Source organism: Bradyrhizobium sp. DOA9, assembly GCF_000617845.2.
Taxonomy (GTDB): Bacteria; Pseudomonadota; Alphaproteobacteria; order Rhizobiales; family Xanthobacteraceae; genus Bradyrhizobium.
Window position 1 is genome coordinate 2,517,515 of sequence record NZ_DF820425.1, and the last position, 12,849, is coordinate 2,530,363.

Annotated in this window: 9 protein-coding genes; 4 read left to right on the forward strand and 5 right to left on the reverse strand. The window is 65.8% G+C overall.

Features of this window, described 5'->3' with window-relative positions:
* Positions 1 to 51: 51 nt before the first annotated feature.
* The gene (gene pyk / locus BDOA9_RS11715) at positions 52 to 1,488 is read right to left on the reverse strand and encodes a pyruvate kinase (protein ID WP_025034129.1); all 1,437 of its coding nucleotides are present in this window, start codon (positions 1,486 to 1,488) and stop codon (positions 52 to 54) included.
* Positions 1,485 to 2,066 (reverse strand): DUF1036 domain-containing protein, encoded by a 582-nt coding sequence (locus BDOA9_RS11720; RefSeq protein ID WP_025034130.1) that lies wholly within the window; start codon positions 2,064 to 2,066, stop codon positions 1,485 to 1,487. The genes pyk and BDOA9_RS11720 overlap by 4 nt, the downstream gene beginning before the upstream one ends.
* 155 nt (positions 2,067 to 2,221) lie before the next feature.
* On the opposite strand from BDOA9_RS11720, the gene BDOA9_RS11725 reads away from it, so the two are divergent.
* The 3 genes from BDOA9_RS11725 (at position 2,222) to BDOA9_RS11735 (ending at position 4,837) form a co-directional block, all read left to right on the forward strand.
* Positions 2,222 to 2,527 carry a DUF1244 domain-containing protein gene (locus BDOA9_RS11725; RefSeq protein WP_025034131.1) on the forward strand — a complete coding sequence of 102 codons (306 nt, stop codon included), beginning with the start codon at positions 2,222 to 2,224 and terminating at the stop codon, positions 2,525 to 2,527.
* A 185-nt stretch (positions 2,528 to 2,712) separates the two neighbouring features.
* Positions 2,713 to 2,985 carry a DUF2312 domain-containing protein gene (locus tag BDOA9_RS11730; protein ID WP_018641571.1) on the forward strand — a complete coding sequence of 91 codons (273 nt, stop codon included), beginning with the start codon at positions 2,713 to 2,715 and terminating at the stop codon, positions 2,983 to 2,985.
* 85 nt (positions 2,986 to 3,070) lie between these two features.
* Complete coding sequence (locus tag BDOA9_RS11735; protein ID WP_025034132.1) at positions 3,071 to 4,837, forward strand: adenylate/guanylate cyclase domain-containing protein; 1,767 nt, start codon at positions 3,071 to 3,073, stop codon at positions 4,835 to 4,837.
* A 49-nt stretch (positions 4,838 to 4,886) separates the two neighbouring features.
* Here the strand turns inward: BDOA9_RS11735 and BDOA9_RS11740 are convergent, their stop codons facing one another.
* From BDOA9_RS11740 to BDOA9_RS11750, 3 genes are all read right to left on the reverse strand, one after another.
* Complete coding sequence (locus BDOA9_RS11740) at positions 4,887 to 6,482, reverse strand: DUF882 domain-containing protein (protein WP_025034133.1); 1,596 nt, start codon at positions 6,480 to 6,482, stop codon at positions 4,887 to 4,889.
* A gap of 271 nt (positions 6,483 to 6,753) precedes the next feature.
* A complete protein-coding gene (locus BDOA9_RS11745) occupies positions 6,754 to 8,928 on the reverse strand; it encodes a L,D-transpeptidase family protein (RefSeq protein WP_025034134.1) in 2,175 nt (724 codons plus the stop codon).
* 348 nt (positions 8,929 to 9,276) lie between these two features.
* Positions 9,277 to 10,773, reverse strand: a complete 1,497-nt coding sequence (locus BDOA9_RS11750; RefSeq protein WP_025034135.1) for a sigma-54-dependent transcriptional regulator — start codon at positions 10,771 to 10,773, stop codon at positions 9,277 to 9,279.
* Between the two features lie 129 nt (positions 10,774 to 10,902).
* Between BDOA9_RS11750 and BDOA9_RS11755 the strand changes: the two genes are divergently transcribed.
* Positions 10,903 to 12,840 carry a M3 family oligoendopeptidase gene (locus tag BDOA9_RS11755; protein ID WP_025034136.1) on the forward strand — a complete coding sequence of 646 codons (1,938 nt, stop codon included), beginning with the start codon at positions 10,903 to 10,905 and terminating at the stop codon, positions 12,838 to 12,840.
* Positions 12,841 to 12,849 lie beyond the last annotated feature (9 nt).

Here is a 12,849-nt window from a genome sequence, read left to right on the forward strand (position 1 = left end):
ACTGTGCATGGGGTTGTTTTTCGACTTTTTGTTTGGCCGCCCCCGGCGGGGCTACATGTTGGCGTCGCCCTCGGGACCGACCGAGGCGATGCGCACCATGTTGGTGGTGCCGGGAATGCCGAGCGGCACGCCGGCGACGATGATGACGCGCTGACCGGCGCGGACGAAGCCGTCGCGGAACGCGATCTGGCCGGCGCGGCTGACCATGTCGTCCTGGTCGCGCGCGTCCTCCGCCACCACGCAATGCACGCCCCAGGTCACCGCGAGCCGTCGGCCGGCGGTGATGTTCGGCGTGATCGCCACGATCGGCGGCTTCGGCCGCTCGCGCGCCACGCGCACGGCGGTCGAGCCCGACGAGGTCCAGCAGATCAAGGCCGGCAAATCGAGCGTCTCGGCGATCTGCCGGGCGGCGTCGGCGATGGCATCGCCCGCGGTGGATTCCGGCGCCGGACGCTGCGCCATGATCACCGAACGATAGGTCGGGTCGCGCTCGACCTCCTCGCCGATCCGGTTCATGGTCGAGACCGCCTCGACCGGGAATTTGCCGGCCGCCGATTCCGCCGACAGCATGATGGCATCGGCGCCCTCATAGACCGCGGTGGCGACGTCGGAGACTTCGGCGCGCGTCGGCACCGGAGACTGGATCATCGATTCCAGCATCTGGGTCGCGATCACCACCGGCTTGCCGGCGCGGCGCGCCATCCGCGTCATCTGCTTCTGCAGGCTCGGCACCCGCTCCAGCGGCAGCTCGACGCCGAGGTCGCCGCGCGCCACCATCAGCGCATCGGAGGCCTCGATGATGTCGGCGAGGCGGTCGATCGCCTGCGGCTTCTCGATCTTGGCCATCACGGCGGCGCGGCCGCGGATCATCTTCTTGGCTTCGATCACGTCGTCGGCGCGCTGCACGAAGGACAGCGCGATCCAGTCGACGCCGGTGACCAGGGCCGCCTCGAGATCGGCGCGGTCCTTGGGCGTCATCGCCGAGACCGGCAAATCGGTGTCGGGCAGGCTGACGCCCTTGCGGTCGCTCATCCTGCCGCCGACGACGACGCGCGTCACGGCATGCTGCTTGGAGGTCTCCTCCGCGATCAGCCGTACCTTGCCGTCGTCGAGCAGCAGCGCATGGCCGGGCCTGAGCGCGGCCAGGATCTCCGGATGCGGGAGATGGACGCGCGTGGCATCGCCCGGCGCCTTGTCGGAATCCAGCGTGAAGGTCTGGCCGTTCTGGAGCTGGATCGCCCCTTCGGCAAAGGAGCCCAGTCTCAGCTTCGGGCCCTGCAGGTCGACCAGGATGCCGATCGGCCGGCCGTAGCTAGACTCGACGTTGCGGATCGTCGCCACCAGCTCCCGCATCTTGTCATGCGGGGTGTGGCTCATGTTGATGCGGAACAGGTCGGCGCCGGCCTCGAACAGGCGGCGGATCATCGCGAGGTCTGAAGAGGCCGGTCCCAGGGTCGCGAGAATCTTGATACGGCGAAGACGCCTCATGGCTTATTTCCAGGCGGGGGTGGCAGGCCGGGCGAGCCCGGGGGCGTAGCACCGGGCGGGCTATTGGGCAAACCCGGAACGCCGCCCGGGCCCACCGGGCCGGGCAGGCCAGGCACGCGTTGTTGCGCCGGCTGTTCGTTGGCGTCGGTCAGCTGCACCGTCCAGGCCCGCTGCTCGCCGGTGTCGACCTCGAAATAGCCGGTGCGGTCATAGCCGCGCGCCAGGCAATCCTCGGTGCCGCGGATGGTGAACTCCTTGTCGCGGGAGCACATGAAGGCCTGGCCCGACCATTCGCCGCCGCGGTCGTAGTCGATGGCGTAGATGTAGTAATAGCGGGCGACCAGCGTGCCCCGCAGCAGCGTCTCGCAGGAGCGGGACGAAATGTTCCACCAGCCCTCGGTGGTCCAGCCCTCGGCGTCCTTGTAGCCGAGCGCAATCCCGACCCGGCTCGACGTGTTGTTGCAGAGGCGGAAATCGGCGGAGGCGGGGCTGGCGGCGAGGCACAGCAGGGCGACCGCCAGCACCGGGACCAACCGGGCAAGCAGACGAAGCGGGAAGCGGGAAGATTCGGTCGTCATTGTCGCGGAAGCTATACCAGATCATTGACGATTTGGCGTTGGGCCGGGGTCAGCCGGGCTGTGCCCCTTTGCGCCGCGATATGGCAAAATCTGTGACAACACCCACCTGATCCCCTAAGGGTGACTTCCATCGGGACGGGTTAGGGACGACAGCCATGGCCATCGACGACAAAACCAGAACGGAGCTCGAGGCGGCCGCTTTCCGGCGCCTGGTTGATCATTTGCGGAGCCGGACGGACGTCCAGAACATCGACCTGATGAATTTGGCCGGTTTCTGCCGCAACTGCCTCTCCAACTGGCTGAAGGACGCCGCGGACGCCCAGGGCGTCGCCTTGAGCAAGGACGAGAGCCGGGAGGCCGTCTACGGCATGCCCTACGAGACCTGGAAGGCGAAGCACCAGGGCACGGCCACGTCCGAGCAACTCGAGGCGATGAAGAAGGTCCATCCCCACGGGCATTGAACGGCCGAGCCCTGAGTCGCACCACACAACAGCTTTCTTTGCATCAGTGCAGGAAGGTGTGGGCGCGCTGTGGACGAGCGCGATGCTTGCTTGAACGCTGGGAGCGCCGATCCTAAGGGTCTACCCAGCACGCGCGGTGGATGCCGGCGTCACCTCGTTTTGCCAGTTCCATTGGGAGTACCAAGATGGCCACCTCCGCCGCCGTCCGCGACGACGAGCCCGCGACGAAATTTGCCAAGGACCAGCTCAAATCCATCATCGAGCGCATCGAGCGGCTGGAGGAAGAGAAGAAGGCGATCTCCGACGACATCCGCGACGTCTATGCCGAGAGCAAGGGCAACGGCTACGACGTCAAGGCGCTGCGCACCATCGTGCGCCTGCGCAAGCAGGACCCCAACGAGCGCGCCGAGGCCGAGACCATTCTCGAGACCTACATGCAGGCGCTGGGGATGCTCTGAGGACCTCGCCCCGTCCGCGTTGCAGCGCACCAAGCTTGGGCAACATCTCGGCATCTGCTAGATTGCTCGGTGAAGGGACCGAGCGATGGATGTGCCGGGACCAGAGCGCAGGCTTGCCGCGGTTCTCGCCGCCGACATGGTCGGCTTCAGCCGGCTGATGGAGGTCGACGAGGCCGGCACGCTTGCGCGTCTCAAGACCCATCGCGTCGAGCTCATCGATCCCGCCATTGCCAAGAATCGCGGCCGTATCATCAAGACGACCGGCGACGGCATGCTCGCGGAATTCCACAGCGTCGTCGATGCCGTGCTGTGTGCGGCCGAGGTTCAGCGCCGCATGGCGCGGCGCAACGCCGACGTCCCGCCGCCGCGGTGGATCCAATTCCGCATCGGCATCAATCTCGGCGACGTCATCGTCGATCAGAACGACATCTTCGGCGATGGCGTCAACGTCGCGGCACGGCTGGAGACGCTCGCCGAGCCTGGAGGAATCTGCGTCTCCGGCGCGGTGCGCGATCAGGTCGGCGACCGGCTGGACGGCGTTCAGTTCGACGATCTCGGTGAACAGAGCGTCAAGAACATCGCCCGTCCCATCCGCATCTTCCGCATCCGGCTGGCGGAGGGGCCTGCAAGCCTGCCTGACGGGTCCAGTCGTGCTCTGACGCAGCCGGGTGTTTCGAAGAAGCCGTCCATCGCCGTGCTGCCGTTCGCCAATATGAGCGGCGATCCGGAGCAGGAGTTCTTCGCCGACGGTCTCACCGAGGACATCATCACCGAGCTTTCACGCTTCCACGACCTGCTCGTCATCTCCCGCAACTCGACGTTCGTCTACAAGGGCAAGGCCGTAAAGGTGCAGGACATCGGCCGCGAGTTCGGGGTCGACTACGTCATCGAAGGCAGCGTTCGCAAGGCCGGGGAGCGCGTCCGCGTCACCGTGCAGCTGATCGATGCAGAGACCGACCGCCATATCTGGGCCGAACGCTACGACCGCGAGCTCCGGGATATCTTCGCCATCCAGGACGAGATGACCCGCGCGATCGTGGCGACGTTGCCGGGTCGGGTGGAAGCCGCAACGCACGACCGCACCAAGCGCAAGCCGACCGACAATATGCCCGCTTACGAATGCGTGCTGGCCGCAAAGCTCCTGCATCATCGCTCGACCCGCGACGACAACGCTCAGGCGCAGACGCTGCTCAATCGCGCGCTGGCCATGGATCCGAACTATGCCCACGCTCATGCCTGGAAGGCATGCGTGCTCGGCCAGTGCTGGATCTATGGCTGGTGCGCCGACCGCGAGGCGACCTTCGAGCAGGTGGCTTCCGAGCTGGAAATTGCGTTGGCGCTCGACGACAACGACGCGGACGTGCACCGAATTCTCGCCGCGCTCAATCTGACGCGACACGACTACGAGAAGGCCACCTATCATCAGGAGCGTGCACTCGCCCTCAATCCGAACTACGACCTGGTGGTCGTGCAGCAGGGAGAGCTTCTGACCTGGCTCGGCCTGCCGGAGGAAGGCATCGACTGGATCAGGAAAGCGATGCGTCTCAACCCCTATCATCCCGAGCGCTTCTGGAGCCATCTCGGCCGCGCTTATTATTGCGCGGAGAAATACGCCGAGGCCGTCGAGGCATTTTCAAGGATTACGCGCCCCGACTATACCCATCACGCCTTCCTGGCGGCGACATTCGCGCAGATGAAGAACGCGATCGCGGCCGGCGCTCACGCCGCGGAGGTCTTGAAGCGCGAGCCGGGCTTCTCGGTGGCAGCTTATCTTGCGACGCTGCACTACAAGCGCGAGCCCGACCGGCAGCGCCACGAGGCCGGCCTCATCGCGGCTGGCTTGCCGGCTTGATCGACCCGGGGCAAGGACGAACAGAGGGAGCTTTGCTGGTATCCAGGACTCAGCGCAGCGCGGCGGTGCGCATGACGAACGACGTCGTCTCGAGTTTTGCGGTCGCGCTGCCCGAGAAATTGTCGCAGGACAGGCCCTGCATCGGGTCCTCGGAGAAGCCCATCGCGATCACGGCGTTCGGCTTGACGAAATAGCCGCGCAGCGCCGCGGTATCGAGCTCGCCCATCAGCGTCACCGACATCGCGTGGCTGGCGCTCGGCGACAGCATCACGATCTTGAGCCAGATGCTCTCGCCCTTGGCCGCGGAGAGGCGGGTGGCGGTTGCGATCCTGCCGTCGATGCTCTTGCCGACCACCGTGTTGATCTCCGTCGCCTGGGCCACGCTGCGGGGGCGGGCGGTGCGCGGGATCGGCGCGGAGGCGGCGACGACATTGGCGCGGTCGACCGGGGAGGCCGCCGGCGCGAAAGCCAGGGCTTGGAGGGCCGCGTTGGACACGCTCGCGGTGGGTTGCGGATCGGTGGCCGCGGCCAGGGCCTGGCGCGCCTTCAGCGCTGCGACCTGCGCCGGCGTCGCCTGCTGCGGCGTCGCCGGAACGTCGTCCCAGAAGCCGCGCGCATTGATGATGTCGGCCGGGGTCTCCGGCTTGCCGGAAGCGGGCTTGTCAGCCACGGGCGCGGGCTTTGGCTTCGGCGCCGCGACGATCTGCGCATCGGCCGAGGCGAGCTGGAGGACCTGCGGCTTGGCGCGCGGCGTCGGAACCGGCTCGGCGGGCTTGGCGGCGGCTGCGACGACGGTCGGTGCCGACGGCTTCGCGGCCGGGGCGGGTGCGCCCTCGTCATCCTCGTCGCCGGCGGGCGGAGCTGCCGGCTTGCTCCTGAACAGCGCAGCAAAGAAATTCGGCTTGCTGCCGGCATCGTCGCCGCTGCCGCGACGCTCGATCTCGGCCTTGGCGAGCTCATAGTTCTTGAGCGGCACGCCGTCGGTCGGCAGATGCACCGTCTTGCCGTCCGGGAACACGCGTGCGAGCTGGTCATGCGTCATGCGCGGCCAGTGCCGGACGCTGCCGGTGTCGAGGTGCACGAAGGGCGAGCCGGAGGTCGGATAGAAGCCGACGCCGCCCCGCTGCAGGCGCAAACCGGCAAAGCGGATCTGCTCCAGCGGCACACCCGGGATGTAGAAGTCCATCGCATGTCCCAGCATGTGTTGGCTGGCGCGCGCCACGCCGGAGGAGCGGCGCCGGAGCATGGCGTTGGTGGCCGGGGAGCGATAGGAGGAGATGATCTGGATCGGCTGCTTGCCGTCGACGTCGCGATAGACTTCCCAGAGGATGTCGAACAGGCGGCGGTCCATGACCGTCTGCTCCTGGGTGCGCCAGTCGCGCAGGAAGTGGTTGAGCTGCTTCAGCGCCGCTTCGTCGTAGCGACCGTCGCGCTTGAAGGTGACGGTGAGGTCTTCGCCGGAATGGGTGTGATGGAAGGAGAGCGTCTTGGTCTCGTTCAGCGCGGCGGCGTCATGAACCGAACCGGCGGCCGCGAGCAGCAATGCAGCCGCGAGGCCGATCCGGGATCCGGCCTTCACGCCCGCATGGGACAACGACAGCACAGCAAGTTGGCGTGCGAGACCAGTCAGCACGTATGAGCCCACCCAGTCGACGAGCGTTCAAATGGACTCTCCCGCCAACCCCGTAGCAGCGCGAAAGAGGGTGAACGCTTTCTTAAAGCGAGAAGGTTAATTTGAGGTTGACCTTCCCGCCCCCAAACCAAGTCAGGCTACAATCCTAAGCGGTTGACTGTGGCAAAAAAACGCCCGCCGCCCCATCGCAGCTCGCAGCATGGTTAACGTTCAGCGACCCCATCCTGGGGACGGGGTCGCTGATATCCTTGCAGAATCTCAGGAACGAGGCGCCGAACGGGCGTCAGCGGGTAAACACCCGCTGCTGTTGCGTACGACGGCCGACCGGCGCCGGCGGCGCGGCCTGGGTCGGCGCCCCGAACAGCCGCTCGAAGAAGTTTGGCCCCGACGAGCCGAAGCCTCCGCCGTTATTGGCCACCGCCACGCCCGAGGGCAGCGTCGTCGCCGGACGCGAATAGCTCGGCTGGGAATGCGCCACGACAGCCTCGAGGTCCTTGCCGCGGTTGTTCTTCAGGATGTTGATCATGGTCGCGTCGCGGCCATAGACGTCCTTGCGGAATTGCAGCTTGCCGGCCTCGTCCACGAACGCAGTCTGATAGGTGATGTTGACCGGGATCGGGGTCGGGAATTTCAGGTCGATCTCGCTCTTGCCGTACATGCTGCGCACGCGCTCCGGCGTGTACTTCTCGTTCGGCATGACGATGTTGAGCAGAACGGAGGCGTACTGATCCGGATTCTGCACCCGCATGCAGCCGTGGCTGAAGGCGCGCTCGTCCCTGGCGAACAGGTGCTTGTCCGGCGTGTCGTGCTGATAGACCAGGAACTTGTTCGGGAAGTTGAAGCGGATGCGGCCGAGCGCGTTGGCTTCGCCGGGCGGCTGCGAGATGTGCACCGAACCGTCGCGGTTCTGCTCCAGCCTGAGGCCCATGCGCTGAAGCACGGTCGGGTCCTGCTGCAAGGCCGGCAGATATTCGTTGTAGACGATCGACGGCGGCACGTTCCAGGTCGGATTGACCGTGATGTACTTCATCGTCTCGGTGAGCAGCGGGGTCGCATGGGAGCCCGGCTTGCCGGTCACGACGCGGGTGGTCCAGACCTGCTGGCCGCGCTGCATCACCTTCAGCGTGAAGTCCGGAATGTTGAGGATGACATAGGCATCGCCCAGCGACGGCGCGCCGAGGTCGCGCGGCAGCCAGCGCCAGCGCTCCATGTTCACCAGCACCACGTCGATCTGCTTGTCGCGCTTGGGAGTGTTGAGCGCCTTGACCGTCTTGTCGTCGAGGATGCCGGTCGCCTTCATCTCGGCGCCGGTCTGGAATTTGCGCACGGCTTCGGCGACTGCCGCGTCGTAGCGGGTGTCGCTGGCATTCTCGGCGAGGCCGAGCTTGGCGCGCAGTTGCGGCACGCGCGGATCTTCCACGACGATCTCGGCCTGCTTCTTGCCGGCCGGGGTGTATTTCAGCGCAGGGCCGTCGGCGATCTCGATCACCGGACCGCTGCCCTGGCCGCGCAGCTCGGCGAGCTTGGCCTTCAGCTCCTTGTAGAGCTTGTGCGGCGGGTTGTAGCTGTCGAGCGCCGCGGAGGCGTCGGTCGCGGTCGTGACCTTGGCGAGCACCTCGCCGGGGTCGACCGGATGCTCGGGATAGAGGATGTCGCCGCTGACCTGCGACCAATGCATGCGGCCGCTCTGGGCGTGGCGCGCATAGTCGAACATGCCGGCGGTGAGCTTGAGCTCGGCATCGGCTAGCGCATCGGGCGTGGTGGCGGCAGCGAAATCCGGCACCGGATAATCGGCCGGATTGAGGCCGTCGGAGGCGGCGTCCTTGAGCCGCGCGATCACGCCCTTGGCCGCAGCGGTCAGGTTGCCGCCTTGCGTCCAGACCGGCGCGAAATCGCGCGCGCCGTAAAACTTCTCGACGGCCGCGCGCTCGTTCTTGCGATCGAAATGGCGCGAGGTCTTGGCGCCGATCATGTCCTTGAGCCTGTCCGCGACCGGCTGGTCGGCGGCGGGCACGTTGCTTGCGGTCTTCACCGGTTCTGCGGCGGGAGCCGTTGCAGTGGTCGGCATCGCCGGAGAAGCAGGCTCGGCCTTTGCCGGCTCGGTCTTCGCAGTCTCGCTCTTCGGCGCTTCCGGCGCGGGTGTGGTGGCAACGTCGGACGGCTTGGTCTCGACCTTGTCCGGCGCCGGCGCTGTGTCCGCCTTGGCGGAGTCCCTCGCGTCGTCCTTCGTGGAATCCCGCACCGTGGCGGTGGTGTCGAGCTTGATGTCGGCTGCAGTCGGGGGCGGGACGTTTGCAGGCTCGGGGCGCGGGATCGCAGCTTCGATCGCGAGTTCGGCGGCGCTGCTGCGCGGCAGATCCTGCGCCAGGGCCGAGCTGGCCGACACCGTGAGGAAGGTCGCCGCGACCGTCATCAAGACACGGTCAAAGCCCACACGATGGTTCAAACAGTCACGCATTGTGTCGCACCCCTCGGGTGAACTGTTCCTCGTGGAACAGCTTCGTTGTCGCCATTGATGAGTTTCGGCTAAACCGCGCCGGCCTCTCGAAAGTTGCACGCCTGCACGCAACGATTCTGACGCAGACGATATACAGGCCCCGATTTTGCAGCCAGCGCTACCCGGGACAACTCACGACAAACTGACTTCAAGGGAGCCTCTTGGCAACGGATTGTACGCTTCTGCCACGCGCTTTTCCCTCTGTCTGTCACTTCCAAGTCACGGTTCAAATCGCAGTCGAATTGCAGCGTCATGCGAACGGCTTAGCGCGGTCTCGCACCGCGGTGTGCTCCCCCGTTCCCGCTGGGATCAGTGCGTCTCCTCGCCGCTTTTGCCGCCATGCCCTGGAACCCCGGCCTCGTCGAGCTTGCGGTAGAGCGTCGAGCGGCCGATTTTGAGGCGGCGGGCCACTTCGGACATCTGGCCGCGATAATGCGAGATTGCGAAACGGATGATCTCGTTCTCCATCTCTTCCAGCGGGCGGACATCGCCGGTCGCAGTGAGCAGGGAGAGCGTCCCCACCAGGGGGAGCGGAGCGATGGGTATTTCATTACCTGATACCAGTGAAGGCGTCGCCGCCGGCTCGAGCATCAACGGGGCGGTCGGAATATCCGTGGCGGGATGCGGCTGCGAGGCGAGCAGGGGGAAGTCGCCGAGACCGAGCTGGTCCCCATCGCTCATCACCACGGCGCGATAGACCGCGTTCTCGAGCTGGCGGATGTTGCCAGGCCAGTCGAGCTGGGCAAGGTGGGCCACCGCCTCGCCGCTGATCCCGGTGATCGGGCGGTTCTCCTCGGCGGCGAAGCGCGCGATGAAATGCCTGAGCAGATGCGGGATGTCCTCACGCCGCGCGCGCAGCGAGGGGATCGTCAGCGGCAGCACGTGCAGCCGATAAAACAGGTCTTCGCGGAAATGTCCCTGCTTGACCCGCTCCAGCAGCTTGCGATTGGTGGCCGAGATGATGCGGACGTCGACCTTGACCGGCTTGCGGCCGCCGACCGCCTCGACCGCCCCTTCCTGGAGCGCGCGCAGCAGCTTCACTTGCGCCGCCAGCGGCAGCTCGCTGACCTCGTCCAGAAACAGCGTGCCGCCATGGGCCTCGACGAACTTGCCCGTATGCCGCTCGGTGGCGCCGGTGAAGGCGCCCTTCTCATGGCCGAACAGGATGGACTCGACGAGGTTGTCGGGAATCGCGCCGCAATTGACCGCGACGAACGGCTTGGCCTTGCGCTCGCCGCTGCCATGGATGGCGCGCGCGAACATCTCCTTGCCGACGCCGGACTCGCCCTCGATCAACACGGGAATTGCGGAGTTTGCCGCCTTCTGGGCGGCGCGCATCACGCCAGCCATCGCTTCGGAGCGGGTGATGATATCGGCGAAGGTGAGCCGTCCTTCGCGGCTGTGACGGATGCGCTGCAATTCGCCCTTGAGTGCGGAGGTGTTGAGGGCGTTGCGAAGCGAGACCTGGAGCCGCTCGACGCCGACCGGCTTGACGACGAAATCGGCCGCGCCCGCGCGCATCGCGGAGATCACGTTGTCGATGCCGCCATGGGCGGTCTGCACGATGACGGGGACACTCAGGCCGGCTTCGCGGATCTTCGCCAATACGCCCATGCCGTCGAGGCCGGGCATCACGAGATCGAGGATGACCGCGTCGATGGCCGGTCCGTCGGGGGCGGTGAGGGCGGCAATTGCGGCATCGCCGGAGTCCACGACGACCGTCTCATAGCCGCATTTCTGCACCATGTTCTCGACCAGCCGGCGGGCTACAGCGTCGTCGTCGGCGATCAAAATACTGGCAGCCATGGTGTTCCCCGCACGCTACTACTATCTCTGTCTCGAATCGGGGCACTCTGGCCGAAGCCGATTAACGCACGCTTAAACCTTGATGCCCCCGCCCGCCGCCGCGATTGCTGAACACAGGTTTCCCACACAATGAATTCGCGCTCCAAATCTGCCTTGAAAAAGTCTGCCTCGAACAAGTCTGCCTTGAACAAGACCGCTCTCAAGAGGTCCGCTCCCGGCAAGCCCGCTCTCCGCAAGCCAAGCCCCAAAAAATCCGCCGCCAAGGCAAGGCCCTCCAGAGCTGCGAGCAAGACCGGCAAGCTTCCAGAGTGGAACCTGGCCGACCTCTATTCCGGGATCGACGCGCCGGAAGTGGCGCGCGATCTCGAGAAGATGGATGCCGACTGCGTCGCCTTCGAGACGGACTACAAGGGCAAGCTGGCGACAGGGACAGCAAACGAAGATGGCGGAAAATGGCTCGCCGAGGCGGTGCGACGCTATGAGGCGATCGACGATCTCGCCGGCCGTCTCGGCTCCTATGCCGGCCTCGTCCATGCCGGCGACAGCGTGGACCCTGCAATTTCAAAGTTTTACGGCGATGTGTCCGAACGCCTGACGGCGGCGTCCACGCATCTGTTGTTCTTCGCGCTCGAGCTCAACCGGATCGATGACGATATTTTGAATCGCGCGATGCAGGCCGCCGAGCTCGCGTACTACCGTCCCTGGATCGAGGATCTGCGCAAGGAGAAGCCGTACCAGCTCGACGACAAGCTCGAGCAGCTCTTCCTGGAGAAGGCGCAGACCGGCTATTCCGCCTTTAACCGGCTGTTCGACCAGACCATCTCCAGCCTGCGCTTCAAGGTCGGCTCCAAGGAGCTCGCGATCGAGCCGACACTCAACCTGTTGCAGGACCGCGACGGCTCCAAGCGCAAGAGCGCGGCGGAGGCGCTGGCCAAGACCTTCAAGGCCAACGAGCGCACCTTTGCGCTGATCACCAACACGCTCGCCAAGGACAAGGACATCTCCGACCGCTGGCGGGGCTTCAAGGACGTCGCGGATTCCCGCCATCTGAACAACCGTGTCGAGCGCGAGGTCGTCGACGCGCTGGTCGCCTCGGTGCGCGCAGCCTATCCGAAACTGTCGCATCGCTACTATGCGCTGAAGGCGAAATGGTTCGGCAAGAAGCGGCTGGCCTATTGGGACCGCAACGCGCCGCTGCCTTTTGCGGCGACCGACGTCATCGCCTGGCCGGAGGCGCGCAGTATGGTGCTGACGGCCTATCGCGGCTTCTCGCCCAAAATGGCCGATATCGCCGAGCGCTTCTTCACCGACCGCTGGATCGACGCGCCGGTGCGGCCCGGCAAGGTGCCGGGGGCGTTCTCGCATCCGACCACGCCGTCGGCGCACCCTTACGTGCTCATGAACTACCAGGGCAAGCCGCGCGACGTAATGACGCTCGCGCATGAGCTCGGCCATGGTGTCCATCAGGTGCTCGCGGCAAGGAATGGCGCGCTGATGGCGCCGACGCCGCTGACGCTGGCGGAGACCGCGAGCGTGTTCGGCGAGATGCTCACCTTCAAGCGGCTGCTGGCCCAGACCAAGAACGCGAAGCAGCGCCAGGCGCTGCTCGCCGGCAAGGTCGAGGACATGATCAACACCGTGGTGCGGCAGATCGCGTTCTACTCCTTCGAGCGCGCCGTCCACACCGAGCGCAAGAACGGCGAGCTCACTGCGACGCGGCTCGGCGAGATCTGGCTGTCGGTGCAGGGCGAGAGCCTCGGGCCGGCGATCGAGATCAAGGCGGGCTACGAGAATTACTGGATGTACATCCCGCATTTCATCCACTCGCCGTTCTACGTCTACGCCTATGCGTTCGGCGACTGTCTCGTGAACTCGCTCTATGCAGTCTACGAGAATGCGAACGAGGGTTTTGCCGAGCGCTATCTCGACATGCTCGCTGCCGGCGGCACCAAGCACTATTCCGAGCTGCTGCGTCCGTTCGGGCTCGACGCCAAGGACCCGAAGTTCTGGGACGGCGGGCTCAGTGTCATCGCGGGCATGATCGACGAGCTGGAGGCGATGGGGTGAGGTGCCCGG

Coding starts and splice junctions, on each gene's coding strand:
- BDOA9_RS11755 (WP_025034136.1), top strand. CDS start 10,903: ATGAATTCGCGCTCCAAATCTGCCTTGAAAAAGTCTGCCTCGAACAAG.
- BDOA9_RS11725 (WP_025034131.1), top strand. CDS start 2,222: ATGGCCATCGACGACAAAACCAGAACGGAGCTCGAGGCGGCCGCTTTC.
- BDOA9_RS11750 (WP_025034135.1), bottom strand. CDS start 10,773: ATGGCTGCCAGTATTTTGATCGCCGACGACGACGCTGTAGCCCGCCGG.
- BDOA9_RS11745 (WP_025034134.1), bottom strand. CDS start 8,928: ATGCGTGACTGTTTGAACCATCGTGTGGGCTTTGACCGTGTCTTGATG.
- BDOA9_RS11720 (WP_025034130.1), bottom strand. CDS start 2,066: ATGACGACCGAATCTTCCCGCTTCCCGCTTCGTCTGCTTGCCCGGTTG.
- BDOA9_RS11735 (WP_025034132.1), top strand. CDS start 3,071: ATGGATGTGCCGGGACCAGAGCGCAGGCTTGCCGCGGTTCTCGCCGCC.
- BDOA9_RS11730 (WP_018641571.1), top strand. CDS start 2,713: ATGGCCACCTCCGCCGCCGTCCGCGACGACGAGCCCGCGACGAAATTT.
- pyk (WP_025034129.1), bottom strand. CDS start 1,488: ATGAGGCGTCTTCGCCGTATCAAGATTCTCGCGACCCTGGGACCGGCC.